Here is a 25,581-nt window from a genome sequence, read left to right as displayed (position 1 = left end):
CACGGGCGCGGGCGGCGGCGCGGCGTTCGCGTTTGCGTTCGCATTCGCAGGCGCGGATGCACCCGACGTGGCCATCGGTGCGGCTTCCGGTTTCGGCGCGACAAGCGCCGAAGGCGCGGACGCTGCCGGAGCCGCAACGGTTGCCGCCGGTGCAGTCGCGGCGGGCGGCGCGCTGGTGTTCGTCGCCGGTTCGGCCGCGCGTGCTTGCCACGTCGCCATCGTGCCGAACATCGCGCAAGCCGCCAGAATGGCCAGGTGCGGGGCACGGCAGAACGCGCGCATGCGATATGCAGGCGATCGGCGGAATTCAGCGCGCGAGGCCGGGCCAATGGCGGCGCGCCGCGACGCAAACAACATCACGACTGCTTACTCCAAGGGGCGATCCGGAACAACAGTAGCATGCCTGGAATAGCAAGCGCCGTGCAGGCCAGGAAGTAGTCGAACCAGCCGATCTGCGCGACCACGAAGCCGCTCGCCGCCGAAGCGAGCGTGCGCGGCACCGAGGCCAGCGACGTGAAGAGCGCGAACTGCGTCGCGGTATAGCGTGGGTCGGTCGTGCTGGCGATGTAAGCCGTGAACGCAGCAAGCGTGAGGCCCGTCGTGAACGTTTCGAAGCCGTACACGAGCGCAAGCGCCACCGACATCGGATCGAGCTGCACCGTCCAGCCGATGCCGAGCAGCGACAACAGCTCCGTCGTGCCCGTGCTGAGCGCCACGGCGATGTCGTAGACGACGTTCAGCCCCGGCGACGTCGGCCCGACATGCGCGAGCCACGCGAAGCCGAGCGTCGACGCCATCTGCAGAATGCCGAAGATCCACAGCCCTCGTCCGATGCCGATTTTCATCAGCGCAACGCCGCCGATGATGCCGCCCGCGAGACTCGCACCGAATGCCGTCGTCTTCGCGATCACGCCGATCTGCGTGCGCGAAAAGCCGATGTCGAGAAAGAACGACGTGGACAGCGTTGTCGCCATCGTGTCGCCGAGCTTGTACAGAAAGATGAAGCCGAGCACGAACAGCGCGCCGCGCCAGCCGTCGCGCGTGATGAATTCATGAAACGGCTCGATGATGGCTTCGCGCAGATTTTTGGGCGGCGCGCCATGCACCTCGGGTTCGCTGACGACGAGCGTCATGATCATGCCCGGCAGCATGAACGCGGCCGTCACCATGAACACGGTCGCCCACGGCATGTGATCGGAGAGGATCAGCGCGAGCGAGCCGGGCACGAGCGCCGCGATCTTGTACGCATTGACGTGCACGGCGTTGCCGAGACCCTGCTCGGTGTCGCGCAGCAGTTCGCGCCGGTAGGCGTCGATCACGATGTCCTGGCTCGCGCCGAAAAACGCAACGAGCGCGGTCAAGGCAGCCACCGTCCAGATCGAATCGCGCGGCGACACGATGCCGAGCGACGCAATCGCCACCGCGACGAGAATCTGGGTGGCGAGCATCCAGCCGCGCCGACGGCCCGGACGCCAGCCGGGCAGGCGCGGCACGTAGCGGTCCATGAGCGGCGCCCAGATGAATTTCCACGTATAAGGAAACTGGATCAGCGCGAACAGGCCGATTTCCTTCAGGTTCACACCTTCGGAACGCAGCCAGGCCTGAACGAGATAGACGAGCGTGAAGAGCGGCAAGCCCGACGTGAAGCCAAGAAAGACGCAGATCAGCATGCGCGCGTTGAGAAACGCGCGCCAGCCGGGATGTTCTTCGTGAGCGGTTAGTGCAGGCGCCTCGTGTGGCGGGTTCGACATGAGATGGGTGGCGTTAGCTTTTCTTGACGCGATAGACCGCAAGACTACCACGCCAGTTCACGCCCCAACGCACCTGCTGACCACCATGCAGCACGACGCGGTCGAGAATCTCGATGCCGACTTCCGGCGCGAGCGCCTCGAAGTCCTTGATGGTCAACACGCGCACGTTCGGCGTGTTGTGCCACTGATAAGGTAGCGACTTCGACACAGGCATACGCCCCTGCAACACGGACAAGCGATGCGCCCAATACCCGAAATTTGGGAACGAAACGATGCACTCTTTGCCGACGCGCACCGTCTCGCGCAGGATCGCGGCCGTCTGATGAATGGTCTGCAGCGTTTGAGACAGAATCGCGAAGTCGAAGCTCTCGTCTTCGAACAGGCGCAAGCCGTCTTCCAGATTCTGCTGGATCACGTTGATGCCGTTCTTCGTCGATGCGAGCACGCCGGCGTCGTTGATCTCGATGCCGTAGCCCGACACGTCGAGTTCTTCCATCAGCAGCGACAGCAGCGAGCCGTCGCCGCAACCCAGATCGAGCACCGTCGCGCGCGGTTCGACCCAGCGGGCGATCGCGCGGAAATCCGGGCGCGTCGCAAGATAATCGAGTGCGCGCTGGTTCATGCGTTGACCTCGTTGGCGATACGTTCGTAGTAGGCGCGCATCAGGTTGTGATAGCGCGCGTCGTCGAGCAGGAAGGCGTCGTGGCCATGCGGCGCATCGATCTCGCCATAGGTGACGTGGCGCTTGTGATCGAGCAGCGCCTTCACCAGTTCGCGCGAGCGCGCGGGCGCGAAACGCCAGTCGGTCGTGAAGCTTGCGATCAGATACTTTGCCTTCGTGTGCGCGAGTGCCGCCGTGAGATCGCCGTCGTAGGCTTTGGCGGGGTCGAAGTAATCGAGCGCGCGCGTGATCAGCAGATATGTGTTCGCGTCGAAATAATCGGCGAACTTGTCGCCCTGGTAGCGCAGATACGACTCCACTTCGAACTCGACGTCGAAGTTGAAGTTGTAGACGTCGTCGGCGCCCTCCGCGCGGCGCAGCGCACGGCCGAACTTCGCTGCCATGTCGTCGTCGGATAGATAGGTGATGTGCCCGATCATCCGCGCGACGCGCAAGCCGCGCTTCGGTTTCACGCCGTGCGCGTAGTAGTCGCCGCCGTGAAAGTCGGGGTCGGACAAAATCGACGAGCGCGCCACTTCGTTGAACGCGATGTTCTGCGCCGACAGCTTCGGTGTCGACGCGACGACGATGCAGTGCGCGAGCCGGTCCGGATACATCATGCTCCACGCGAGCGCCTGCATGCCGCCGAGGCTGCCGCCCATCACGGCCGCGAATTTCTCGATGCCAAACTCGTCGGCGACGCGTGCCTGCGCGTTCACCCAGTCTTCGACGGTCACGACGGGAAAGCTCGCGCCATACGGCTTGCCCGTCGCCGGATCGACGCTCATCGGCCCCGTCGAGCCGAAGCACGAACCCAGGTTGTTCACGCCGATCACGAAGAAGCGGTTGGTGTCGAGCGGCTTGCCCGGCCCGACCATGTTGTCCCACCAACCGACGTTCTTCGGATCGTCCGCGTACACGCCCGCCACGTGATGCGACGCGTTGAGCGCGTGGCAGACGAGCACGGCGTTGCTGCGCGCCGCGTTGAGCGTGCCGTATGTCTCGACGACAAGGTCGTAGTTCGCGAGCGAGCTGCCGTTCTGCAGGCGCAGCGGCTCGGAGAAATGCATTGTTTGTGGAGTGACGATCCCGATCGATTCCATTCATTCCGCCTTCTGACATGGGGCGGCTAAATGGTGTCGGCGATTGCGCGGAAGGTGTGGTTGCGCGGCTGACGACCTCTTTAGCCGCATTTGTAGTGAACCGCGAGATGGGTACCCTCTCGCTGGTTCGCGCGCCCGCAATCGAGTCAGCAAATCGGCGCGCTGTCACACTTTCAGACCGTTAAAAACGGTCAAGCGCAGAGTATAGCGGAAAAAAGCGGCGGAAAACCCGCGCGCCTCTATTGCAGGATCAGCCGCAATTGCGCGTCGGCCTGTTCGATCGGCGCGCGCGTGAAGCCGCTGCGTATGTATCGGTGCCAGCGTCCGACGATATAGCTCAGCAACAGGCTCGCGCGCACGACGGGATCATAGTCGGCGGGCAGCGGGATCGCGTTCGGTCCGGCGTGGCTCGATGCGTCCATCAGCCCGAGCCGCAGGCATTGCTTGAGCGACGCCTCGACGCGCTCGAGCAACTGGTTGACGCGCTCGGTGAGCCGCTCATGCTCGCCGACGAGCGCCTCGCACGTCAGCACGCGCGTCATGCCCGGATTCTTCGCGGAGAAGTTCAGCAGCGTCAGCGCGATCGCGCGCGCCTGCAGCACGCCGTTCGATTCTTTTGCGGTGATCTGGTTGATGAGCCCGAAGAGCGTCTGCTCGATGAATTCGATCAGCCCCTCGAACATCTGCGCCTTGCTCGCAAAATGACGATACAGCGCGGCTTCCGATACGCCGAGACGTGCGGCCAGCGCCGAGGTCGTGATTTTTTCGTTCTTCGGCGCTTCCAGCATCGCAGCGAGCGTCTGCAGGATATGCACGCGCCGCTCGCCCGGTTTCAGGCGCGTCGTGCGCGGCGCGGCCAGCTGCTGTTCGGTTACGTCGTCGTCATGCTTGCGGATTGGCTGCATGTCTGTCGTCCCTCGTTTGACAGGCTGGCTGAGTTTTCCCGTTACCCGTTCGGGATGCCTGTTCGCAACGATTTTAACGAACGAATGCAGCGGTCGACATAGTGCGGGCGCCCCGTGCCAGGCAGCGGTGCAACCGTGCCGTCGGCGCGAGCGTGGCGTGGCAGATGGCCGGTGATCCACACCGTGCGGATGCCGAGGCGCCGGTAATTCTTCAGATGGCTGCGCGTGTCTTCGACGAGAATGGCGTCGGCGAGACGCACGCGCGCGTCGCGCATCGCACGGCGCAGCATCGCGTGATCGGGCTTGGCGCGCCACGCGCGACGGTCGCGCATGTGCTCGATCGCGATCACGCGCTCGAACAGCCGCTCGATGCCCAGTTCCTTCAGCACGTCACGCGCGTAGGTTTCGGGCGCGTTGGTGAGCACGATCTTGCGGCCGGGCAGCGCATCGACGAGACGTTTCAGGCCGCGCTCGCTTCGCAGCATCGCTCGCAAGTCCGGAAACGTGTGGACGTACTCGAGGAAATCGTGCGGATCGATGGTGTGATGACGCGTCAGACCCAGCAGCGCCGCGCCGTAGCGCTGCGTGTATCCCGTGCGCAGACGGTTCGCTTCGACGCGCTCGACTTGCAGCGCGTCGATGATGTACTGCGTCATCGCGGAGTTGATCGCCGGGAAAATCGCGTGCGACGCGTGATGCAGCGTGTTGTCGAGATCGAACAGCCAGACGGGCGTGCCGGCGTGAATCTGCGGCCGGCGACGCTTTGCACGATGAGAATGCATGGAAGTGCCGCGTGGTAAGTGTCGCGCGCGACGGGCGCCCGCTGCCGTGTGAAACCGGGCGTCGCGCGATGCGTGCAGGGGAGATTCGTGAGACAGCGCAGCGTGATGCGCGAAAGACCAGGCCAGTATGCCTTGTGCGAAGCGCGGCGGCCAGCGTGCCGCGCTTCGCGTGATGCTTGCGTGATGCGCTCAGTGCGAGCGGATCATCGTGCCGAACGGCTGTTCCGTCAGGATTTCGAGCAGGACCGAATGCTCGATGCGGCCGTCGATGATGTGCACCGAACGCACACCGCTCTTCGCGGCGTCGAGTGCCGACGAAATTTTCGGCAGCATGCCGCCCGAAATCGTGCCGTCGGCGAACAGCGCGTCGATTTCGCGCGCGGACAGATCGGTCAGCAGCGTGCCTTCCTTGTCCATCACGCCGGGGATGTTGGTCATCATCACGAGCTTTTCGGCGTTCAGCACGACGGCCAGCTTGCCCGCGACCAGATCCGCGTTGATGTTGTACGACAGGCCGTCTTCACCGAAGCCGATGGGCGAAATGACGGGGATGAACGCATCGTCCTGCAGCGCCTTCACGACGGCCGGGTTGATCGCCTCGACTTCGCCGACCTGACCGATATCGATGTACTGACCCGGATTGTCGCGGTCCGGCATCATCAGCTTGCGCGCGTGGATCAGGCCGCCGTCCTTGCCCGTCAGACCGACAGCCTGGCCGCCGAAGTGATTGATCAGCGTGACGATGTCCTGCTGCACTTCGCCGCCCAGCACCCATTCGACGACTTCCATCGTCTCCTCGTCGGTGACGCGCATGCCCTGGATGAACGTGCCCTGCTTGCCGATTTTTTTCAGCGCCTGATCGATCTGCGGCCCGCCGCCGTGCACGATCACCGGATTGATGCCGACCAGCTTCAGGAGAATCACGTCGCGTGCGAAGCCCTGCTTCAGACGCTCTTCCGTCATCGCGTTGCCGCCGTACTTGATGACGACGGTCTTGCCGTGATACTGGCGAATGTAGGGCAGCGCCTCGGCGAGAATTTCAGCCTTCAGCGTGGGAGCGATCTGGGACAGGTCGGGGGAATCGGACATGGCGGCGGCTCGGACGGAAACGGTGAAAACAGGCCGAATTGTACACAACTGGCGCGCTGCAACACTGAATTCGACGGATGCCGCCGCGGCCGTCCTGACGCTTTTTTTGCACTGCGCAATGGGGCGTTCGGCGGCGGGCGGGAAGCCCTTTCGGATGCGCTTTTCGCGATCAGGCCGGGAAACTCCTGGCAGCGCGTGCACCGATCAGCGTGCCTAATCCGGCGACAAACAGGCAGACGTTTTACCGGTTCGCCGGAAGTGGCATCATGTTCTGATCCACCGACCGGTTTCATCCCGCTGTCATGAATGCAATTTCACACGATCCGCCCGACGTCCCGGAGACGTCCAGCGTGCGCTGCCCGCGCTGCCGTCGCGTGTTCGACTGCGGCGCGCGCAGCGAGGTGTCGGCGTGCTGGTGCAAGTCGATGCCCGCGCTGCCCGCCGATGCGCTCGAACCCGGCAGCGGCTGTCTGTGTCCCGAATGTCTTGCGACGGCCATCGCGCGCGCACGCGCGGCGAAGGAAAGCTCGGCAGGCAGCGCAGCGCCCGCACCCGATTGACGCGAGACGCAGTGCCTGCAGCATCAGGCGTCAGGCGAGCGCTACTGGCCTGAAGCGGCCAGCGCGGCCAGATCGCGCGTGAGTGTTTCGAACACGGGCTCCCACGCGGCAAAACGCGGTTGCCGGTACAACGTCGCGTTGGGATACCAAGGGCTGTCGGTGCGATTGAGCAGCCAGACCCAATGCGGATTGACGTCGAGCAGAACCCAGGTGCGCTGTCCGAGTGCGCCGCTCAGATGCGCAATCGACGTACACACCGTCATCACCAGATCGAGCGCGCCGAGGTAGGCCGCCGTGTCGTCGAAGGTCTTGAATTCGGCCGTGTGATCAGCAATGTCGAGCCCGGCCGCGCGCGCCGCCGCCACTTCGCCGCCGGCGCCCGGCTGCAGCGAATAGAACGCGACACCGTCCAGCTCGCGGAAATAATCGACGTACCGTTCGAGTCCGACCCGGCGATACGGATTGCGCTGATGTCCGTGGCTGCCCGTCCACACGAGCCCGACCTTGAGCCGCGTCTCTCGCGCAAGGCGCTGGCGCCACGCGTCGACGGCTTTCGGATCGGCCTGCAGATACGGAACGGCCGACGGAATCGTTTCTTCCCGCGTGTCGAACAGCAAAGGCAGCGACAGCAGCGAGATTTCGTAGTCGAACTTCGGCAGGTGTTCGACGCCGCCGCCGAGCGTGAATTCGTCGGCGTGCTGGGCGAGCGTGCGCGCGAGCAGCGAGCCCATCTGCGGAAACGAATTCCACGCGAGGCGTCCGCCTTCGCGATGCACGCGCTCGGCGAGCATGGGCACGTAGCGGCAGAATTGCAGCAGATCGCCCATGCCCTGTTCGCCCCACAGCAGCAGCGTCTTGCCGGCGAGCGGCTCGCCTTGCCAGCGCGGTCCGGGCAGAACGGGGCGCTTGCCGGCCAGTTCCTTCGAACCGTCCCAGCGCGCTTCGTGTTCCCGCCAGCCGTCGGCGTAATTGCCGCGCAGCAGGTGAATCATGCTGAGGTTCGACAGGTACGATGCGCTGTCCGGCGCGACGCGATGGGCCTCACGCGTGAAGCGTTCTGCTTCGTCCCATTGCCCGGCTTCGCGCAAGGTCTGTCCGTGATTGCCGAGCGCGATCGGATTGTCCGGCTGAAGCGCCAGAGCGCGCCGGCCTGCTTCGAGTGCGCCGTCCAGATCGAATTGCGCCTGGCGAATCTTCGCGATATTGATCCATGCATTTGCATCGGCGGGCGTGCGTTCGAGCGCGGCCTGCAACAGCCCGGCCGCCTCCGACGATGCGGGATCGCCCGACATCAGCGCGGCCGCGAGATTGTTGCGCAGGCTGTGCAGTTCGGGATCGGCGGCGAGCGCCTCGCGGTAAGGCTCGATGGCTTCGCCGTGCCGGTTCATCAGCTGCAGCGCGAGGCCGAGGCGAAAGAGCGCGCGCGGGTCTTGCGGCCACAGCTCGACGAAGGCGCGCGCGATGTGCGCGGCGTCGGCGGCACGCTGGCTCACGGCCAGTTGCTGACACAAGGTATCGAGTGAATCGGCATCGGTTGGAAAGAGATGGGAAGCGGCCTGAAGCCAGATGCCGCGAGCAAGTGGATCATCGTGCTGCTGTGCTGCGACAGCATGACGCAGGAAAGTCTGGAAGGATTCCAAAAGAACTTGATGTGGATCAACAGGTGTTTTAAGCATTGGCCGTAAAGGATGGCGAGCGGGCGGTAAAAGACAAAGGACACTATAGTTCGGAAGGATTGCGCGATGAATCAGACCGCTCCCAACAGGTAAACTCGCAGGATGCACCGTATAACCGTCACCGGCCGGGTCAATCTCGGACATCTCTTCTGGCTGCGCAGTCTTGCCATCATCGGGCAGCTCCTGACGATCGCGTTCGTCCAGAGCTTCGTCGGCGTGAAGCTGCCGTTGCCGGCGATGCTGCTCGTCATCGGTCTCGAAGTGATCTTCAACGCGCTCACCTGGCTGCGCGTCGCGAGCCAGAAGCCCGAGTCGAATCTCGAGCTGTTCGGGCAGTTGTGGGTCGATCTCGGCGCGCTGTCGGCGCTGCTGTTTCTATCGGGCGGCACGACCAATCCTTTCGTGTCGCTGTATCTGCCGTCGCTGGCCATCGCGGCCGCCGTGCTGCCCTGGCATCTGATGGCGTGGCTCGCCGCGTTCGCCGTCGCCTGCTACGCGGTGTTGAGCTTCGAATCCGTGCCGCTCAATCTCGACAATCCCGCGAACCTGTTCGACTACTACCGCGCCGGCATGTGGGTGAACTTCATGGTGAGCGTCGGGTTGATCGCGTGGTTCGTCGCGCGTATGTCGCGTGCGCTGCGCCAGCGCGACGCCGCGCTCGGCGACGCGCAGCAGCGCCTGCTGCGCGACGAGCGCGCGGTGGCGCTCGGCGTGCAGGCCGCGACAGTCGCGCATGAAATGGGCACGCCTTTGTCGACGATCGCGATGCTCACGGAAGAACTGCGCGACGCCGCGCGCAGCGACGAAGGCTTAAAGCCCTACGCGCCCGACCTCGATATCCTCGACCAGCAGATGACGCTCTGCACGTCCGCGCTTGCGCGTCTGCGCAGCCGCGCATCGACGCACGGCAGCCGGCAGCGCGTCGACGAATGGCTCGACTCGTTCGCCGAACAATGGCGCCTGCGCCATCCGCACGTGAAGTTCGAGCGGCTCGGCGAGCCGCCTGCGGACGTCAGCCTCGACGACACCGTCGCCGTCAGCCAGATTCTGACCATCCTGCTCGACAACGCCGCGCGCGCGAGCCGCGATCACGTGACGCTGGCGGCGAGGATCGTCGAACACGGATCGATCGAATTCGAAGTCTGCGACGCGGGGCCGGGCGTGCCAGCGGCGCTGCGCGGCTTGCTGGGGGCGGCGCCGGTCGACAGCACCCAGGGCGGACACGGCGTCGGGCTGTATCTGGCGTTTACGGCGGCGGCGCGGCTCGGCGGATCGATCGAGCTGAGCGACGTCAGCGAATCCAGGCCGCGCGGTACGCGCGCGGTGTTGCGGTTGCCTTTGGCCCGCGAGCAAACGGGCGCGGGCCGGCAGGGCGCCGCGTCGTCCAATACGGAGAAGCAAGCATGAGCGACAACAATTTTCTGGTGATCGACGACGACGAAGTGTTTTCCGGCATCCTCGCGCGCGGCCTGACGCGCCGCGGGTTCACGGTATCCGAGGCGCACAACGCCGACGAAGCGATCCGCCTCGCGAATCAGCAGAAGTTCGGGCAGATCACCGTCGATCTGCATCTGGGCAATGACTCGGGCCTGAATCTCGTCGCGCCGCTGCGCGACTTGCAGCCGAACGCGCGGATGCTGGTGCTCACGGGCTACGCGAGCATCGCGACGGCTGTTCAGGCCGTGAAAGATGGCGCGGACAACTATCTGGCGAAGCCCGCGAACGTCGAGACGATTCTCTCGGCGCTACAAGCCGAAGCGAGCGCGCTGCAAGCCGAAGAAGCCATCGAGAAGCCGACGCCGCTGTCCGTGGCGCGGCTCGAGTGGGAGCACATCCAGCGCGTGCTGGCCGAAAACGGCGGCAACATTTCGGCGACGGCGCGCGCGCTGAACATGCACCGGCGCACGTTGCAACGCAAGCTCGCGAAGCGGCCAGTCAAGCAATGACGTTTCGCGCATGAAAAAGGGCGGCGCTTTTGAGGCGCCGCCCTTTCTGCTTCAGCCGTCCGGCAACGTGAATTACAGCACGTAGCGCGACAGATCTTCGTCCTGCGCGACGTCGTTCAATGCGCGATCGACATACGCCCCGTCGATCACCACGTTCTTGCCCGTGTGGTTGCCCGCCGAGAACGACACTTCCTCCAGCAGCTTTTCGATCACCGTGTAGAGACGGCGCGCGCCGATGTTTTCCGTCTTCTCGTTGACCGAGTAGGCGATCTCGGCGAGACGGCGGATGCCGTCGTCAGCGAATTCGAGGTGCACGTCTTCCGTCGCGAGCAGCGCCTGGTATTGCTTGACGAGGCTTGCGTCGGTGGCGACGAGAATCGATTCGAAGTCCTTCACCGACAGCGAATCCAGTTCGACGCGAATCGGAAAGCGCCCTTGCAGCTCGGGAATCAGATCGCTGGGCTTCGCGAGATGAAACGCGCCGCTGGCGATGAACAGGATATGATCGGTTTTCACCATCCCGTACTTCGTGTTGATCGTCGTGCCTTCGACGAGCGGCAGAAGGTCGCGCTGCACGCCCTGACGCGATACCTCGCCGCCGCCCGCTTCGTTGCGCGACGCGATCTTGTCGATTTCATCGAGGAACACGATGCCGTTCTGCTCGACGTTCTGCACGGCCTTCGTCTTGACCTCTTCGTCGTTCAGCATCTTCGCAGCTTCTTCGTCGGTGAGGAGCTTCAGTGCTTCCTTCACCTTCACCTTGCGGCGCGTTTTCTTGCCGCCGCCGAGGTTCGCGAACATCGAACGGATCTGCTCGGTCATGTCTTCCATGCCCGGCGGGCCCATGATGTCCATGGTGGGCTGCGCCATCTCAATGTCGAGCTCGATCTCCTTGTCGTCGAGCAGGCCTTCGCGCAGACGCTTGCGGAACGTCTGACGCGTCACGTTCGATTCGTCGCTGGCCGCGTCATTGCCCGAGCCGAAGCCGACCGTGGTGCGCGCGCCCGGCAGCAGAATATCGAGAATGCGGTCTTCCGCGAGGTCTTCCGCCTTCGTGCGAACCTTGCGCATTTCGGTTTCGCGCGTCTGCTTGACGGAAATTTCGATCAGGTCGCGCACGATGCTGTCGACGTCTCGGCCCACGTAACCGACTTCCGTGAACTTGGTCGCTTCGATCTTGATGAACGGCGCATCGGCGAGCTTGGCCAGACGCCGCGCGATTTCCGTCTTGCCGACGCCCGTCGGCCCGATCATCAGAATGTTCTTGGGCGTGATTTCCTGGCGCAGCGGATCCGCCACCTGCTGACGGCGCCAGCGGTTGCGCAGCGCGACGGCGACAGCCTTCTTCGCGCGATGCTGGCCGATGATGTGCTTGTCGAGTTCCGAGACGATCTCGGCGGGAGTCATGGTGCTCATCGTGTGTCCTTACTCGATCGTCTCGATGACGCGGTTGTGGTTCGTGTAGATGCACATGTCGCCGGCGATCTCCAGCGCTTTTTCGACGATGTCGCGCGGCGAAAGGTCCGTGTTGTCGGCCAGCGCCTTTGCCGCGGCCTGCGCATACGCACCACCCGAGCCGATTGCGCAGATGCCGCCTTCCGGGTCGAGCACGTCGCCGTTGCCCGTGATGACAAGCGTGGTGGTGGCGTCGGCCGTGATCAGCATCGCTTCGAGACGGCGCAGCATGCGGTCGGTGCGCCAGTCTTTCGCGAGCTCGACAGCGGCGCGCGTCAGATTGCCCTGATGTTTTTCGAGCTTCGCTTCGAAGCGGTCGAGCAGCGAGAAGGCGTCGGCCGTGCCGCCCGCGAAACCGACGAGCACCTTGCCGTTGTAGATGCGCCGGACCTTCTTCGCGCCGCCTTTCATGACGATGTTGCCCAGCGTGACCTGGCCGTCGCCGCCGAGCGCGACCTTGTCGCCGCGACGCACGGAAACGATCGTCGTGCCGTGAAATTGCTCCATATGCGTTCCTTTTGCAAAAACCGCAATTAATTGCATCGGGCAGAAGCCAGCGCTGAAGCGCTCGCTCCCGCCGACAGGGAGGACGCGGGGACGCCAACGCGCCACCGCGGAATCCGAGAGCGGACGGCGCGCGATGCGAGGTGCCGCGCGCGCGTGCAACGCATGTCGAAGTTATTTTAGGGCGGGCGCCGCCATATCAAGAGCCGAAGTCGAACGGCCGAGGGAAAAGCCGCACGGGAAAGCGCAGGCAAGGACGGCCGACGTGGGAAGGGCCTGGCGGTAAAAGGTGCGCATGCTGGGTCTGCCAGGCGCAATTATGCGATACGCATTTACCGACTGGCGCATCACACCTGGCAAATGGACCGATCGATTCGCCGGCGGAAAAGAAAAAGAGGCGCACGGGCCTCCGTGCGCCTCTGACGAAGCGTGTCCTGGGGGCGCGGACCCCGAAAACCGCGCCTTGCGCCGATCAGTCGCCGAACAGCTTCTGGCGCAGTTCGCGGCGTTCCTGTGCTTCGAGCGACAGGGTCGCGGTGGGGCGCGCGAGCAGACGCGGAATGCCAATCGGCTCGCCCGTTTCCTCGCACCAGCCGTAGTCGCCCGATTCGATGCGCGCGATCGATTGCTGCACCTTCTTCAGCAGCTTGCGTTCGCGGTCGCGCGTGCGCAGTTCGAGCGCATGCTCTTCCTCGATCGTCGCGCGGTCGGCCGGGTCCGGCACGATCACGGTTTCGCGGAGATTTTCGGTCGTCTGGCCGGCATTGCGGAGGATGTCCGCCTGCAGCTGTTCGAGCCGGTTCTTGAAGAAAGCGAGCTGATCCTCATTCATGTAATCCTTGTCGCTCATCTTCAGGATTTCGGCTTCGGTCAAGAGTCGTTTCGTCGTCATCTGGCTTGCTTCTTCAATGTGAGGCAAATCATTGCCCGCACTTTCGTGTTGCCCGCAAAAGGCGCCTCGATGACGCTCAAATGAGCGCCGGCGAACACGGACGGTGGGCTGTCGTGACGCCGAAGCGCCGATGCGGGGCCGAACTCCTCTGGAAACCGATTCTTCCAATGCTCCTGAGGCAATGCTTCCCGGCAGCGCGTTATGAGCCGGCGAGTGGCAGGCCGGCATATCGGCGATGTCCCCGGATGAGATTTTCCGGCGCCGTTTTCGGCCCGGCACGGCTGCGACGCGATTACGCGTTTTCCACCGGGCAAATCGTTCTCTTTCTCCAGTGGGGCCGTATTGTAACTGAATCACAATACGAAACCGCAAGCGGGGGAAATCCCTGCGGCAAACTCCACTTATCGTGAAAATATAACGCGCTGCTCAGTAAAAAGCGATGGTCGTGCACGTATTCTCGCAACAGGGTTTTCACGTGTTTTGACCGTAAGCCGGCCATTTAATTGCCGGGCTTGCGCTTTTGGGGCTTTTCTACGTTTGGTAGCGAACAAACGGCGCAGGGCGCGAAGCGGCGAGGGCGGACACGGAAGTGTCCGCCCCGATCAAACGGTATCGGACGCGATCAGACGAGACAGGCTTCGAGGCCGTCAGTGATCAGATCCTGCGGCAGTTCAATGCCGATGAAGACCATTTTGTTGGTCTTTTTTTCGATGGGCAGCCATTTGGCCGCGAGATCGCTGCCCATCATCTGATGGACGCCCTGGAATACGACCTTGCGATCGACGCCCTTCATATACAGCACGCCCTTATAACGCAGCAGGCGCTCGCCATAAATCTGCAGAATGCCACCGAGGAAGTCTTCGAGCTTGTTCGGGTCGAACGGTCGGTCGCTGCGGAAAACGAACGACTTGATCTTGTCGTCGTGATGCGCGTGATGGTGATGATGATGGCGGTGATCGTGGCCTTCGTGATCGCATTGGCCATGATCGTGATCGCAGTTCGCGTGGTCATGATCGTGGTCGTGATCGTGATGCGCGTGATCGTGATCGTCCTCGGCGAGGAAGTCGGGGTCGATTTCGAGCTTCGCGTTCAGGTTGAAGCCGCGCAGATCGAAAATTTCCTTGATGTCCGCTTCGCCGAAATTGACGACGCGAATTTGCGCCTTCGGGTTCATGTGCAGCAGACGGTGACGCAGGTCGCCGAGCACGGCTTCGTCGACGAGATCCGACTTGGTGATGAACAGGCGGTCCGCGAAACCGACCTGGCGCTGCACGACTTCGTGTTCGTCGAGTTGATGATTGCCGTGCTTCGCGTCGACCAGCGTGATGATAGCGTCGAGCAGGAATTCGTCGGCGATCTGGTTATCCATGAAGAACGTCTGCGCGACGGGGCCGGGATTCGCGAGGCCGGTGGTTTCGATCACGACGCGGTCGAAATCGAGTTTGCCTTCCTGCTTTTGCGCGGCCAGATCGCCGAGCACGCGCGCGAGGTCGCCGCGAATCGTGCAGCAGATGCAGCCGTTGCTCATCTGGATGATCTGCTCGCCCGTGTCCTGCACGAGGATGTCGTTGTCGATGTTTTCTTCGCCGAACTCGTTTTCGATCACGGCGATCTTCATGCCGTGCTTCTCGTTCAGGATACGCTTGAGCAGCGTGGTTTTGCCGCTGCCGAGAAAGCCGGTCAGGATGGTGACGGGGATCATTGTGTTCGCCATGGGAAGTCGCCTTGTGTTCGTCAATCTGGGGTTGGAACCGCGCCTGAGCGCTGGTTCCGGACCGCAGCAATGTCAGCGGAATATTGAAGCATAAGTGCCGGGGCGCCGCTGCTGCATGGCCAAAGCCCCGTTCAAGCAAAGGGAAATAACGCGTAACTATGGGCGATCAGGCGATTTGCAACAATAGGCCTTTCAGGTATTCGCCTTCCGGGAACGCCGTCAGCAGCGGATGATCGACGCCCGCGCCCAGACGCTTGAGAATGCGCGCGTCGACGCGCGCATCGGCGGCCGCACCGGCGACGATCTTCTGAAACAGCTCAGCATCGATCGCGCCCGAGCACGAATACGTGAACAGCAGGCCGCCCGGACGCAACAGCTTCAGCCCCGTCAGGTTGATTTCCTTGTAGGCGCGCGCGGCGCGGTCCACGTGCTCGCGCGACGGCGCGAACTTCGGCGGATCGAGCACGATCAGGTCGAAGCGCTCGCCATCGTCGTAGAGCTTGCGCAGCGTCTTGAACGCGTCGGCGTCGAGCCAGGTCGCGCGTCCGGCGTCGAAGCCGTTGGCCGCGACGTTTTGCTGGGCGAGCGCGAGCGCCTCGCCGGACGAATCGATCGATACCACCCGCTTCGCGCCGCCCTTGAGCGCCGCCAGAGAAAAGCCGCCCGTGTAGCAAAAGCAGTTCAGCACGTCGCGGTCTTTCGATAGTTCCTGCACCAGCGCGCGGTTGTCGCGCTGATCGACGTAGAAGCCCGTCTTGTGGCCGTTGCGTACGTCGACGTGATAGCGCACGCCGTTTTCGCTCGCGATCAGCGTCTCGGGCGGCGCGTCGCCGGCGAGCACGCCGACCGTCTGCTCGAGCCCTTCCTTTTCGCGGATCGACACGTCCGAGCGCTCATAGACGTTCGGGCAGCCCGTAGCACCCATCAGCGCCTGCACGATCGCGTCCTTCCACGCTTCGACGCCCGCCGCCATGAACTGGCAAACGATCTGGCCGCGCTTCGATGCGTCATCCTGGATGTAGTAATCGACGATCAGGCCCGGCAAGCCATCGGCCTCGCCGAAGATCAGGCGCGTGGCGCCCGTGTTGTGCACCATCGCCTGGCGATGCGCAAGCGCGCGCTGCACGCGCCGCTTGAAGAACGCGTGATCGACGGGTTCGTTTTCATCGAAGCTCCAGACGCGCGCGCGAATCTGCGAATGCGGGCTGTACGCGGCGCGCGCGAGAAAACGGCCGTCGTGCGCGCGCACCAGCACGGTCGCGCCGGCGGCGGGCTTGCCGTCCACGCGATCGATCGCATTCGCGTAGACCCACGGATGGCGGCGCAGCAGCGATTTTTCTTTCGACGGTTTGAGCGTAACGGTATTCATGACTTCGTGAGGACTTCAGCAGAACAATATGCCGCGAAGCGCGGCAAAGCGGAGATGACTGGCGCGCAGACGGCGTCAGTCGCGTTTTTTTGCGCGCGGATGCGCCTGATCGTAGATGCGCGCGAGGTGCTGGAAATCGAGCCCCGTATAGACCTGCGTCGCGGCAATGCTCGCGTGACCGAGCAGTTCCTGCACGGCGCGCAGATCGCCGCTCGATTGCAGCACGTGCGTCGCGAACGAGTGGCGCAGCACGTGCGGATGCACGTTGGCGGGTATGCCCGCCGTGAGCGCCGCGCGCTTCACGCGCTCGCGCACCACGTTCGGCGACATCCGGTTGCCGCGCGCGGACAAGAACAGCGGATGCGGATCATGCTTCACCAGTTCGACGCGCACGGCGAGCCAGGCGCGCAGCGCGTCGAGCGCCTTGCTGCCGACGGGCACCGAGCGCCGGCGGCTGCCCTTGCCGAGCACCTCGACTTCGGCTTCGTCGAGCTTCAGCCAGCCGACCGAGCGATAACCGTCGACGTCGGCGAAACGCACGTCGAGTCCGACGAGTTCCGACAGCCGCAAGCCCGACGAATAGAACAGTTCGAGCATCGCGTGATCGCGCAAGCCTTCTGCCGTGGCGGTGGCGGGCGATTCCATCAGCTTGTGGGCGTCGTCGACGGAGAGCGCCTTGGGCAGCGTTTTCGCGCGCTTGGGCGCGCGCACGGTGGCGACAGGATTCGCCGGCAGTTCGATGCGCCCCGCGAGCCAGCGATAGAACGCGCGCCACGCCGACAGCCGGTGCCCGATCGAGCGCGCCGACAATCCGCCCCCATGCGCGCGCGCGACGGCGCCGCGGATATCGGTCGCCGTGAGGCTTTCGAGCGGACGGCCGTTGGCGAGCTTCTTCAGCTCGTCGAGTTCGTGCGTGTAGGCGCGCAGCGTATGCGCCGACAGCCGCCGCTCGTGCTCGAGGCTCGACAGGTAGCTGGCGATGGAGTCGGCGGAGCTCACGCGCTCACGCCTTCAGCGCGGCAGCAGGCGGCTCAGCGCCGCGCTGGCGAGCGCACCGATCTGCGTGAGGAAATCGGTGGCCATGCCGTCGTGGAAGCGGCGCGAATCGGGCGAACCCATGACCAGCAGGCCGAACGCGGCGCCTTCATTGGCTGCTTCAGGGTCGCGCAGCGCGATCAGCGCGATCGATTCGACCGCAGCGGATGCGCCTTCCTTGTCGGCGTCGCCGCCGGCCACGGCCGATACCGCGGGCGTCAGCCATTGTGCTGCCTCGAAGCCGGTGTTCGCGCCGCAATACGGCGTGGCGAGGCTGTTCGCGAAGATGCGCACTTCTTCGCCGACCTGACGCGTGAAGTCCGCCTGCGAATAGGGTTCGGACACGTCCCACACACGCAGCGCCGCCTGCGGCACGTCGAACACGTCGCGCAGGCCCGTCGAGATCGTGCGCGGCAGCGCGCCGGGGTCACGCTCGGCCATGACGCGCGTCGTCCAGCGGCCGAACTTCGACGCGATGCTGTCGTTTTCATGGCCGTAGCGCAGCAACTCGGCGAGACGCCGCTCGAGATGCTTGTTCTTCTCGCGCAGCATGTCCATCTGACGTTCCTGCAGCGACACGGCCGCCTTGCCGTGCGGATTGGCGAGCCGCACGGTGGCGAGCAGTTCCGCGTGTTCGGCGAAGAATTCGGGGTTGGCTAGCAGGTAGTCGGCGACTTCGCGATCGTTCATGGTTTCGGCTTAAAGGTTGCGCGCTTCGTTGCTGTCTTGCTGCTGCGCCGCGCGGTTCGGGTTTCGCGCGGCGTCGTTATGTTCCGTCGGTTCGGTCGATTCGGCTAGCTTAATCGGCCTGATCGGCTCAATCGGCGATTTCGATCTCGCCTTCGAACACGGTGGCTGCCGGTCCCGACATCATCAGCGGCGACTCGGGCTTGCCGTCCCACGCGATGGTCAATGCGCCGCCGTGCGTGTGCACCTTCACGGGCGCATCCAGCAGCCCGCGCCGGATGCCTGCCGCGACGGCCGCGCACGCGCCCGTGCCGCACGCGAGCGTCTCGCCCGCGCCGCGCTCGTAGACGCGCAGCTTCACCTCGTTGCGGCTGACGATCTGCATGAAACCCGCATTCACGCGCTGCGGAAAGCGCGCATGGTTCTCGATCACGGGACCGTCGACGAGCACCGGAAACGCCTCGACGTCATCGACCAGTTGCACCGCGTGCGGATTGCCCATCGACACGACCGAGACCCAGCGCGTCGCGCCGTCGACGTCGAGCGCGTAGAGCGTGTCGTTGCCTTCGCGGCGCGTGTCGAGGCCGTTTGCGTCGAACGGCACCCTGGCCGGTTCGAACACGGGCGCACCCATATCGACGACGACTTCGCCGTTGTCCTGCATGGTCAGCGTGATCAGGCCGTTTTGCACCTGCACGCGCACGCTGCGTTTGGCGGTGAGGCCCGTGTCGCGCACGAACTTGACGAAGCAGCGCGCGCCGTTGCCGCAATGCTCGACCTCGCCGCCGTCGCAATTGAAGATGCGGTATCTGAAATCAACGCCGTCGACGGTCGGTTTCTCGACCAGCAGCAACTGGTCCGCGCCCACGCCGAAATGCCGGTTCGCGAGCGCGCGCACCTGCGCCTGCGTCAGGTTGAGCGGTTGCGTGTAGCCGTCGAGCACGACGAAATCGTTGCCCGCGCCGTGCATCTTCGTGAATTTCAGTTTCATCCCGCTATTGTAAGTGACGGACGACCGCTCTCGCCCACGGAGCATGGACACGCGTCAGTAAAAGCTGGGATCGCCCGGCGGACGCGTCTTGAAGCGCTTGTGCACCCAGTAATACTGCTCGGGAATGCGCGGAATCTGCTCTTCGAGAAACGCGTTCATGCGGCGCGCGTCGGCCTCGTCGTCGCCCGTCGGGTAGTTGTCCCACGGCTTGAACACCTTCAGCCGATAACCCTTGTAGTTCGGCAGCACTTCGCCGATGAACGGCACCACCTGCGCGCGCCCGACCTTCGCGAGTCGCCCGACGGCCGTCAGTGTGCAGGTCGGCACGCCGAAAAACGGCACGAAGGTGGAATTGCGCATGCCGTAGTCCATGTCGGCGCCGAGCATCACCGGCTTGCGCTCGCGCAGCCAGCGCAGCACGATGCGCGCGCTGTCGGCGCGGCTCGCCATTTCGGCGTCGAAACGGCCGCGCTGCGCTTTCGCCACGGCTTCGAGCTGCTGGTTCGACATCGGCTGATATAGCGAGCCGCACGGCCGATGCAGCGAGTAATTGAGAAATATCGAACCGGCCTCGATGCCGACGAAGTGAAAACCGAGAAACAGCGTAGGCGGCAGATCGGGATCGGTGAGATCGATTTCGCTGTCGAGCTGGACCAGCTTTTCGAGCTTCTTCGCCGAGCCGAACCATTGCACGCTGCGCTCCAGATAGCTGCGGATCGCGTGCCGGAAGTGCTTTTGCGCGACGTCCTCGCGACGCTCGTCGCTCCACTCGGGAAAGCACAGCTTCAGATTGGTGTGGACGATGCGGCGGCGTCGGCTCGGAATCTGATAGAGCAGCCAGCCGAGGCCGTCGCCCAGCCGCGCGACGAAACCATACGGCAGCAACGCGAACAGCTTGAGCAGACCGATGGCGAAGTTGACGCCCAGACGGCTCAGCATGCGGCGGCCTCCATCAGTCGATGTTGGTCCGCGAGGTTTAGAAACTGACCGAAAGTGTCGATATACCGCACGTGCACGCACTCTGTGACAAATGAAAGAAGTCGCTATAATAAGGGCTTCGCCGAGTTAATAGACAACTTGCGGGGCGAAGCCGGCGGACGTTTATCTTTCGGATAGGCGTCCGGCGGTAAGGAAATCCGCTAAAGCGTCGCCGCTTCAGGCTCGAAGCAGGCTACGTGAAACCCAACCGTAACCATTAAAAAGGAGCCTGCAACGTGGCTAATGATTACCTCTTCACCTCAGAATCCGTCTCCGAAGGCCATCCGGACAAGGTCGCCGACCAGATCTCGGACGCCATCCTCGACGCAATCCTCGCGCAGGACAAATACTCGCGTGTCGCCGCCGAAACCCTGTGCAACACGGGTCTCGTCGTGCTCGCAGGTGAAATCACCACGACGGCCAACGTCGACTACATCCAGGTTGCGCGCGAAACCATCAAGCGCATCGGTTACGACAACACCGACTACGGCATCGACTACCGCGGCTGCGCGGTGCTCGTGGCGTACGACAAGCAATCGCCGGATATCGCGCAAGGCGTCGATCGCGCGCACGACAACAATCTCGATCAAGGCGCGGGCGACCAGGGCCTGATGTTCGGCTACGCATGCGACGAAACGCCCGAACTGATGCCGCTGCCCATTCATCTGTCGCACCGCCTCGTCGAGCGTCAGGCGAACCTGCGCCGCGACGGCCGTCTGCCCTGGCTGCGCCCGGACGCGAAGTCGCAGGTTACCGTTCGCTATGTCGACGGCAAGCCGCATTCGATCGACACCGTCGTGCTGTCCACGCAGCACGCGCCGGACATCGACCTGCCGCAACTGCGCGAAGCCGTGATCGAAGAGATCATCAAGCCGACGCTGCCGGCTGAGCTGATCAAGGGCGACATCAAGTTCCTCGTGAACCCGACTGGCCGGTTCGTGATCGGCGGCCCGCAAGGCGACTGCGGTCTGACGGGCCGCAAGATCATCGTCGACACGTACGGCGGCGCGGCTCCGCACGGCGGCGGCGCGTTCTCGGGCAAGGACCCGTCGAAGGTCGACCGCTCGGCGGCGTACGCTGGCCGTTACGTTGCGAAGAACATCGTCGCAGCGGGCCTCGCATCGCGCGCGCTGATCCAGGTGTCGTACGCAATCGGCGTCGCGCAGCCCACTTCCGTGATGGTCAACACGTTCGGCACGGGCCGCGTGTCGGATGCGACGATCACGCGTCTGGTTCAGGAGCACTTCGATCTGCGTCCGAAGGGCATCATCCAGATGCTCGACCTGCTGCGCCCCGTCTACGAAAAGACGGCTGCGTATGGTCACTTCGGCCGCGAAGAGCCGGAATTCTCGTGGGAAGCCACGGACAAGGCGCTGACACTGGCGGAAGCCGCCGGCACCGAGCCCGTTGCCGCTCTCGCCTGATTCCATGCGTTGAAGAAGCCGCGCGGCTGATCGTCGCGCGGTGGCATTCGCGAAGCTGGGAACAGAAACAGAAACGCCCTGCATGTGCTGTCAAGCGCATGCAGGGCGTTTTCGTTTTGTCTCGTGCGCGCGTCGCGCGAAGCCCTTGCCGTCACGCACCAACCGACGCGCACCCCTGCGTGCGAGCGCACGTACGCGCCAAGTGGTGCAGCGAGCGAAACGAGCGACAGGAGCGCCCGAAGCCTCAACGTGCAAACGCGAACCAGCCCTCGCTCGTCGCCGACACGCGGCGCGGACGGCGGCTCGTGCTGTGCGTCGCGCTGGCGGGTTTCGCGGCGCGCGGCGACGCGCCGAGCATGCGCACGCTCGCCGTATTGCGCAGCATCGTACGCAGCGAGAAGCGCCGCGACGCGCCTTGCATGCGCAACGCGCTGAAGAACGTGTGGAACCAGACGCGCACGCTATCGACAGGCTTCGCGTCGCGCAGTTGCTCGGCGAGTGCCCGCGTGCGGGCGGAATGGTGACGCAGCGCACGCGCCACATGGCGGCGTGCGGGACGCGCGGCGTTGAACGCGCGTGAGAGTCGAGTGCTCAATGGACTATGCATGGCTTCAAATCAGGCAGCGTGAGTCGCGTGGCAAGCGACGAAAAGTGCCGCAAAAGCAGCACCATCCATGCCAGCGAGCGGGACGCAATAGCCTGAGGAATGATGGAATGATCAGCAGCGGCTGCGGATGGCCGTGCCGATAGCGGAATAGCGTGTGCTGCAATCGACATGTGCGACAGGCTACACGCGATTCGTGACCGTCGAAAGTCCAGAGGGATAGGGGTTTTTCCGGGGCGCACGCTCGCGCGATCGCGCCCTTTGCGCTCGACGAGCGTGCACGCCTGCCCAGCCGGCGTGCAAGTTTGCCCGCCGGAATGGCGAACGGATCATCCGATCGCTTCATCGTCTGGGACGGCACGATCGTGCCCGTTTTACAATGAGGATCGGTTGTCGAACGAACGCAGGTTGAACGGAACGTCCATGTCAGTCCATTCGAAGAAAGAGCAGATTCAGGTGCTGCGCGAGCAGGGCTTCGTCATCGTACCGGGGCTCATCGCGCCCGAGCGCTGCGAAGAGATGAAACGGATCGCGCGTCAGCAGTTACACGAAGCCGCGCCGCCCGTCGAGTTCGAAGCGGACTTGCGCTACCCCGGCGCGCCGGAATCGAAACATGCGCCCGGCGGCCATACCGTGCGTCGCCTGCTGGACGCCTACGCGCGTCATCCGCGCTTCGCCGAATGGGCGACGGCGCCCGAACTTCGCGGCTGGATGGAGCTGTACTTCGGCGAAGAGCCGCGTCTTTCGCGCGCGCACCACAACTGCATGATGACCAAGCATCCCGCGTACGGCAGCCTGACGGGCTGGCATCGCGACGTGCGTTACTGGTCGTTCGAACGGGACGATCTGGTGTCCGTGTGGCTCGCGCTCGGCGACGAAACCGTCGATAACGGCGCGCTGTGGTTCGTGCCCGGCTCGCACACGGCGGCATTCACGTCCGACCGTTTCGACGAAGCGAAGTTTTTCCGCTCCGATCTGCCGGAGAACCAGGCGTTGATCCAGAAAGCGGTCTCGCCCGCGCTCAAGGCGGGCGACGTGGTCTTCTTCCACTGCAACACGCTGCATTCGGCGGGCAAGAATCTGACCGACCAGGTGAAGTTCTCGCTCGTGTTCACGTATCACGGCGCGAGCAACGTGCCGCTGCCGGGCTCGCGCTCGGCGTCGAAGCCCGAAGTGGCGTTCTGAGCGCTGCTCGCTTCGCGCGCGGCGGCTAGCGCATTACGGTCAGCGCTTCGACGACGCAAGCCCGATCAGTCCGGCGAGCGTCGCGACAATGCCGCCTGCGATCAGAAAGATCGTCTTGTTGGTCGGTGCGCCCGTGAACACGCGTGACACGTCGTTGCTGAACGAATGAAACGACTGTCCGCCGAAGTAAAGCAGCACCACGCCGCCGACGATCAATGCCAGCGAAATCGCTTTGGTCATGAACCAATCCTTATCGATGGATGACGGTGGCCGAAAGTCTAGGTGATCGCTGCCGCCGAGTCCATGTTCGCGTCCGGGCGCATGCAGCGAACACGTCGATTGGCTAACATAGCGGGTTGAATGCGGATTGAACGGGCGCTGACGGCCGGGCACGAGGGCATCATGGAACCCGCGCATGATACCGGTATCAAAACGCATCGGTATCGACACCCGTTGCGTCACCTCACGCTGACGGCGCCTGAATACAACGCAGAAAGCAACGTAAACAGAGACACCCTTCACCACGCGATGCGCAGCCCGCATCGCCGACTCCCCCCAGTTCTCGACAAGGACTCCATCAATGGCTTACGAAGCAGCTTCAGCACGCTATTCGGACATGCAGTACCGCGTTTGCGGCAGGTCTGGTCTCAAACTGCCGGCGCTGTCGCTTGGCCTGTGGCACAACTTCGGCGACACCACGCCGATCTCCACGCAACGCGAAATCCTGCGCACGTCGTTCGATCTCGGCATCACGCACTTCGACCTCGCGAACAACTACGGGCCGCCGTACGGCAGCGCGGAAACGAACTTCGGCCGCATCTTCAAGGACGATTTCCGGCCGTATCGCGACGAACTGCTGATCTCGTCGAAGGCCGGCTGGGACATGTGGCCCGGCCCGTACGGCCAGGGCGGCGGCTCGCGCAAGTATGTGCTCGCGAGCCTCGACCAGAGCCTGCAGCGCATGGGTCTCGATTACGTCGACATCTTCTATTCGCATCGTTTCGACGTCGATACGCCGCTCGAAGAAACGGCGGGCGCGCTGGCGAGCGCCGTGCAGCAGGGTAAGGCGCTGTACATCGGCATTTCATCGTATTCGGCGCAGAAGACGCGCGAAATGGCCAAGCTGCTGGCCGAATACAAGGTGCCGCTCCTGATCCATCAGCCCGCGTACAACATGCTGAACCGCTGGATCGAAAAGGAATTGCTCGGCGCGCTCGAAGAGACGGGCTCGGGCGCGATCGCGTTTACGCCGCTCGCGCAGGGACTGCTGACGGGCAAATACCTGAACGGCGTGCCGCAGGATGCACGCGTGAACAAGGCGGGCGGCGGCTCGCTGAAGCAGGAGCATCTGAGCGAGCAGAACATCGAGCGCGTGCGCAAGCTCAACGACATCGCGCAGCGTCGCGGCCAGAGCCTCGCGCAGATGGCGCTCGCCTGGACACTGCGCGATCCGCGCGTGACGTCGGCGCTGATCGGCGCGAGCAAGGCCGAGCAGGTGCGCGAAAACGTCGCGGCGCTGAAGAACCTGTCGTTTTCGGCGGAGGAGCTGGCGGAGATCGATCGCTATGCGACGGAGGGCGGCGTGAACCTGTGGGAGAAGCCTTCGACGGATCAGCACATCTGATCCATGGTGTGTGCGAGCTGGGCCGACGGGCCCGGCAAGCAGGCACAACAGGCACAAGCCGGCATGCAGAAGCCGCCTCATGAGGCGGCTTTTTCATCTGCACGTCGAGACCCGGCGGGTGTCGGCGTGCCGCCTTTCGTGCGTTGCGGGCAACGACGCCCCTACACCAGCGCCGGCAACCCCTCGACCAGCACGACCGCGAACACCACCCCTAGCAGCGCGCCCAACACTCTCAGCGTGTTGTGCTTGAACTCGGTCTTGCACGGCAGTGCGCCAAGGAAGAGCGCCCCCGCCAACGCCATCGGAATGACCAGAATGAAATCGCCGATCGTGAAGTAGTGCATGCCTGTCTCCTGTATGTGTGTTCGTCGTGCGCGCGACGTCGAAATCGTTCGACTGCATGCGGCGCGCCTGAATCGAGTATAGGCGACGATGTCGGCGCATATGGTGGGATAAAGCGCGAATGCATCTGTCGCCGAGCCGGCAGAGCGAAGCGCCGCAAGGCTTGGCGCGATTTACGGCAGCGCCGGCGAATGGGTTGCGCCGCGCGCGGTCCGCTTACGCCGACCTTTCTGAATATGCGTTTTGCGCGTCGAAACGTTAGCGAGCGCTGCTATAAGCGGAAGCACATCACGATGCGCTATAA

At 63.8% G+C, this 25,581-nt stretch carries 26 protein-coding genes; 6 read left to right on the top strand and 20 right to left on the bottom strand.

The window, feature by feature from the left end; genetic code table 11:
• The 7 genes from H3V53_RS08810 to argB form a co-directional block, all read right to left on the bottom strand.
• The coding region (locus H3V53_RS08810) for a hypothetical protein (RefSeq protein WP_336597623.1) at window positions 1–211 on the bottom strand (211 nt) is incomplete at its 3' end.
• A gap of 145 nt (window positions 212–356) precedes the next feature.
• On the bottom strand, window positions 357–1,751 hold the full coding sequence (locus H3V53_RS08805) for an AmpG family muropeptide MFS transporter (protein WP_336597622.1): 1,395 nt from the start codon (window positions 1,749–1,751) through the stop codon (window positions 357–359).
• A gap of 13 nt (window positions 1,752–1,764) precedes the next feature.
• Window positions 1,765–2,373 (bottom strand): methionine biosynthesis protein MetW, encoded by a 609-nt coding sequence (gene metW / locus H3V53_RS08800; RefSeq protein WP_054917904.1) that lies wholly within the window; start codon window positions 2,371–2,373, stop codon window positions 1,765–1,767.
• Window positions 2,370–3,515 (bottom strand): homoserine O-succinyltransferase MetX, encoded by a 1,146-nt coding sequence (gene metX, locus H3V53_RS08795; protein WP_336597621.1) that lies wholly within the window; start codon window positions 3,513–3,515, stop codon window positions 2,370–2,372. Before metX ends, metW begins: the two co-directional genes overlap by 4 nt.
• Window positions 3,516–3,754: 239 nt before the next feature.
• Complete coding sequence (slmA, locus tag H3V53_RS08790; protein WP_336597620.1) at window positions 3,755–4,420, bottom strand: nucleoid occlusion factor SlmA; 666 nt, start codon at window positions 4,418–4,420, stop codon at window positions 3,755–3,757.
• 41 nt (window positions 4,421–4,461) lie between these two features.
• On the bottom strand, window positions 4,462–5,202 hold the full coding sequence (locus H3V53_RS08785; RefSeq protein WP_336597619.1) for a pyrimidine 5'-nucleotidase: 741 nt from the start codon (window positions 5,200–5,202) through the stop codon (window positions 4,462–4,464).
• A gap of 189 nt (window positions 5,203–5,391) precedes the next feature.
• Window positions 5,392–6,291 (bottom strand): acetylglutamate kinase, encoded by a 900-nt coding sequence (gene argB / locus H3V53_RS08780; RefSeq protein WP_336597618.1) that lies wholly within the window; start codon window positions 6,289–6,291, stop codon window positions 5,392–5,394.
• Between the two features lie 302 nt (window positions 6,292–6,593).
• Between argB and H3V53_RS08775 the strand changes: the two genes are divergently transcribed.
• Window positions 6,594–6,851, top strand: a complete 258-nt coding sequence (locus tag H3V53_RS08775) for a cysteine-rich CWC family protein (protein WP_336597617.1) — start codon at window positions 6,594–6,596, stop codon at window positions 6,849–6,851.
• A gap of 41 nt (window positions 6,852–6,892) precedes the next feature.
• On the opposite strand, the gene H3V53_RS08770 is transcribed toward H3V53_RS08775, so the two are convergent.
• A complete protein-coding gene (locus tag H3V53_RS08770; RefSeq protein ID WP_336597616.1) occupies window positions 6,893–8,527 on the bottom strand; it encodes a tetratricopeptide repeat protein in 1,635 nt (544 codons plus the stop codon).
• A gap of 102 nt (window positions 8,528–8,629) precedes the next feature.
• Between H3V53_RS08770 and H3V53_RS08765 the strand changes: the two genes are divergently transcribed.
• Both H3V53_RS08765 and H3V53_RS08760 read left to right on the top strand, forming a co-directional pair.
• Window positions 8,630–9,934, top strand: coding sequence for an ATP-binding protein (locus H3V53_RS08765; RefSeq protein WP_336597615.1), 1,305 nt, complete (start codon window positions 8,630–8,632; stop codon window positions 9,932–9,934).
• The gene (locus H3V53_RS08760; RefSeq protein WP_054917888.1) at window positions 9,931–10,473 is read left to right on the top strand and encodes a response regulator; all 543 of its coding nucleotides are present in this window, start codon (window positions 9,931–9,933) and stop codon (window positions 10,471–10,473) included. Before H3V53_RS08765 ends, H3V53_RS08760 begins: the two co-directional genes overlap by 4 nt.
• Before the next feature lie 72 nt (window positions 10,474–10,545).
• Here the strand turns inward: H3V53_RS08760 and hslU are convergent, their stop codons facing one another.
• From hslU to H3V53_RS08715, 9 genes are all read right to left on the bottom strand, one after another.
• Window positions 10,546–11,889: an ATP-dependent protease ATPase subunit HslU gene (gene hslU, locus H3V53_RS08755; protein WP_054917887.1), complete on the bottom strand. Its 1,344-nt coding sequence runs from the start codon at window positions 11,887–11,889 to the stop codon at window positions 10,546–10,548.
• Window positions 11,890–11,898: 9 nt separating this feature from the next.
• Window positions 11,899–12,435, bottom strand: coding sequence for an ATP-dependent protease subunit HslV (hslV, locus tag H3V53_RS08750; RefSeq protein WP_336597614.1), 537 nt, complete (start codon window positions 12,433–12,435; stop codon window positions 11,899–11,901).
• A gap of 469 nt (window positions 12,436–12,904) precedes the next feature.
• A complete protein-coding gene (gene dksA / locus H3V53_RS08745; protein WP_007582076.1) occupies window positions 12,905–13,324 on the bottom strand; it encodes an RNA polymerase-binding protein DksA in 420 nt (139 codons plus the stop codon).
• A gap of 622 nt (window positions 13,325–13,946) precedes the next feature.
• Window positions 13,947–15,026 carry a CobW family GTP-binding protein gene (locus H3V53_RS08740; RefSeq protein ID WP_336597630.1) on the bottom strand — a complete coding sequence of 360 codons (1,080 nt, stop codon included), beginning with the start codon at window positions 15,024–15,026 and terminating at the stop codon, window positions 13,947–13,949.
• 178 nt (window positions 15,027–15,204) lie between these two features.
• A complete protein-coding gene (locus H3V53_RS08735; protein ID WP_336597613.1) occupies window positions 15,205–16,407 on the bottom strand; it encodes a class I SAM-dependent rRNA methyltransferase in 1,203 nt (400 codons plus the stop codon).
• A gap of 75 nt (window positions 16,408–16,482) precedes the next feature.
• Window positions 16,483–17,406, bottom strand: a complete 924-nt coding sequence (gene xerC / locus H3V53_RS08730; protein ID WP_336597612.1) for a tyrosine recombinase XerC — start codon at window positions 17,404–17,406, stop codon at window positions 16,483–16,485.
• Window positions 17,407–17,418: 12 nt separating this feature from the next.
• Entirely contained in the window at window positions 17,419–18,132 is a 714-nt protein-coding gene (locus H3V53_RS08725) for a DUF484 family protein (RefSeq protein ID WP_336597611.1), read from the bottom strand.
• Between the two features lie 127 nt (window positions 18,133–18,259).
• Window positions 18,260–19,120: a diaminopimelate epimerase gene (gene dapF / locus H3V53_RS08720; protein ID WP_336597610.1), complete on the bottom strand. Its 861-nt coding sequence runs from the start codon at window positions 19,118–19,120 to the stop codon at window positions 18,260–18,262.
• 54 nt (window positions 19,121–19,174) lie between these two features.
• Window positions 19,175–20,059 carry a lipid A biosynthesis lauroyl acyltransferase gene (locus H3V53_RS08715; protein ID WP_336597609.1) on the bottom strand — a complete coding sequence of 295 codons (885 nt, stop codon included), beginning with the start codon at window positions 20,057–20,059 and terminating at the stop codon, window positions 19,175–19,177.
• 275 nt (window positions 20,060–20,334) lie between these two features.
• Between H3V53_RS08715 and metK the strand changes: the two genes are divergently transcribed.
• A complete protein-coding gene (gene metK / locus H3V53_RS08710) occupies window positions 20,335–21,522 on the top strand; it encodes a methionine adenosyltransferase (protein WP_054917876.1) in 1,188 nt (395 codons plus the stop codon).
• Window positions 21,523–21,766: 244 nt separating this feature from the next.
• Here metK and H3V53_RS08705 read toward each other — a convergent pair whose 3' ends face one another.
• Window positions 21,767–22,129 carry a hypothetical protein gene (locus H3V53_RS08705; protein WP_054917874.1) on the bottom strand — a complete coding sequence of 121 codons (363 nt, stop codon included), beginning with the start codon at window positions 22,127–22,129 and terminating at the stop codon, window positions 21,767–21,769.
• A 420-nt stretch (window positions 22,130–22,549) separates the two neighbouring features.
• On the opposite strand from H3V53_RS08705, the gene H3V53_RS08700 reads away from it, so the two are divergent.
• Window positions 22,550–23,311 (top strand): phytanoyl-CoA dioxygenase family protein, encoded by a 762-nt coding sequence (locus H3V53_RS08700; RefSeq protein WP_336597608.1) that lies wholly within the window; start codon window positions 22,550–22,552, stop codon window positions 23,309–23,311.
• A gap of 39 nt (window positions 23,312–23,350) precedes the next feature.
• Here H3V53_RS08700 and H3V53_RS08695 read toward each other — a convergent pair whose 3' ends face one another.
• On the bottom strand, window positions 23,351–23,551 hold the full coding sequence (locus H3V53_RS08695; protein ID WP_054917871.1) for a DUF3185 family protein: 201 nt from the start codon (window positions 23,549–23,551) through the stop codon (window positions 23,351–23,353).
• A gap of 340 nt (window positions 23,552–23,891) precedes the next feature.
• Here H3V53_RS08695 and mgrA point away from each other — a divergent pair, with 340 nt between their 5' ends.
• Window positions 23,892–24,935: an L-glyceraldehyde 3-phosphate reductase gene (mgrA, locus tag H3V53_RS08690; protein ID WP_054917870.1), complete on the top strand. Its 1,044-nt coding sequence runs from the start codon at window positions 23,892–23,894 to the stop codon at window positions 24,933–24,935.
• 161 nt (window positions 24,936–25,096) lie between these two features.
• Here the strand turns inward: mgrA and H3V53_RS08685 are convergent, their stop codons facing one another.
• Window positions 25,097–25,279: a hypothetical protein gene (locus H3V53_RS08685; RefSeq protein WP_054917869.1), complete on the bottom strand. Its 183-nt coding sequence runs from the start codon at window positions 25,277–25,279 to the stop codon at window positions 25,097–25,099.
• Between the last annotated feature and the right edge of the window lie 302 nt (window positions 25,280–25,581).

Source organism: Paraburkholderia bengalensis (assembly GCF_037126505.1).
GTDB lineage: Bacteria > Pseudomonadota > Gammaproteobacteria > Burkholderiales > Burkholderiaceae > Paraburkholderia > Paraburkholderia bengalensis.
The sequence above is the reverse complement of the archived record's forward strand: the minus strand, read 5'-3'. Positions and strand labels throughout refer to the sequence as shown.

Coding starts and splice junctions, on each gene's coding strand:
- H3V53_RS08805 (WP_336597622.1), bottom strand. CDS start 1,751: ATGTCGAACCCGCCACACGAGGCGCCTGCACTAACCGCTCACGAAGAA.
- metW (WP_054917904.1), bottom strand. CDS start 2,373: ATGAACCAGCGCGCACTCGATTATCTTGCGACGCGCCCGGATTTCCGC.
- metX (WP_336597621.1), bottom strand. CDS start 3,515: ATGGAATCGATCGGGATCGTCACTCCACAAACAATGCATTTCTCCGAG.
- slmA (WP_336597620.1), bottom strand. CDS start 4,420: ATGCAGCCAATCCGCAAGCATGACGACGACGTAACCGAACAGCAGCTG.
- H3V53_RS08785 (WP_336597619.1), bottom strand. CDS start 5,202: ATGCATTCTCATCGTGCAAAGCGTCGCCGGCCGCAGATTCACGCCGGC.
- argB (WP_336597618.1), bottom strand. CDS start 6,291: ATGTCCGATTCCCCCGACCTGTCCCAGATCGCTCCCACGCTGAAGGCT.
- H3V53_RS08775 (WP_336597617.1), top strand. CDS start 6,594: ATGAATGCAATTTCACACGATCCGCCCGACGTCCCGGAGACGTCCAGC.
- H3V53_RS08770 (WP_336597616.1), bottom strand. CDS start 8,527: ATGCTTAAAACACCTGTTGATCCACATCAAGTTCTTTTGGAATCCTTC.
- H3V53_RS08765 (WP_336597615.1), top strand. CDS start 8,630: ATGCACCGTATAACCGTCACCGGCCGGGTCAATCTCGGACATCTCTTC.
- H3V53_RS08760 (WP_054917888.1), top strand. CDS start 9,931: ATGAGCGACAACAATTTTCTGGTGATCGACGACGACGAAGTGTTTTCC.
- hslU (WP_054917887.1), bottom strand. CDS start 11,889: ATGAGCACCATGACTCCCGCCGAGATCGTCTCGGAACTCGACAAGCAC.
- hslV (WP_336597614.1), bottom strand. CDS start 12,435: ATGGAGCAATTTCACGGCACGACGATCGTTTCCGTGCGTCGCGGCGAC.
- dksA (WP_007582076.1), bottom strand. CDS start 13,324: ATGACGACGAAACGACTCTTGACCGAAGCCGAAATCCTGAAGATGAGC.
- H3V53_RS08740 (WP_336597630.1), bottom strand. CDS start 15,026: ATGATCCCCGTCACCATCCTGACCGGCTTTCTCGGCAGCGGCAAAACC.
- H3V53_RS08735 (WP_336597613.1), bottom strand. CDS start 16,407: ATGAATACCGTTACGCTCAAACCGTCGAAAGAAAAATCGCTGCTGCGC.
- H3V53_RS08725 (WP_336597611.1), bottom strand. CDS start 18,132: ATGAACGATCGCGAAGTCGCCGACTACCTGCTAGCCAACCCCGAATTC.
- dapF (WP_336597610.1), bottom strand. CDS start 19,120: ATGAAACTGAAATTCACGAAGATGCACGGCGCGGGCAACGATTTCGTC.
- H3V53_RS08715 (WP_336597609.1), bottom strand. CDS start 20,059: ATGCTGAGCCGTCTGGGCGTCAACTTCGCCATCGGTCTGCTCAAGCTG.
- H3V53_RS08705 (WP_054917874.1), bottom strand. CDS start 22,129: ATGCATAGTCCATTGAGCACTCGACTCTCACGCGCGTTCAACGCCGCG.
- H3V53_RS08700 (WP_336597608.1), top strand. CDS start 22,550: ATGTCAGTCCATTCGAAGAAAGAGCAGATTCAGGTGCTGCGCGAGCAG.
- H3V53_RS08695 (WP_054917871.1), bottom strand. CDS start 23,551: ATGACCAAAGCGATTTCGCTGGCATTGATCGTCGGCGGCGTGGTGCTG.
- mgrA (WP_054917870.1), top strand. CDS start 23,892: ATGGCTTACGAAGCAGCTTCAGCACGCTATTCGGACATGCAGTACCGC.
- H3V53_RS08685 (WP_054917869.1), bottom strand. CDS start 25,279: ATGCACTACTTCACGATCGGCGATTTCATTCTGGTCATTCCGATGGCG.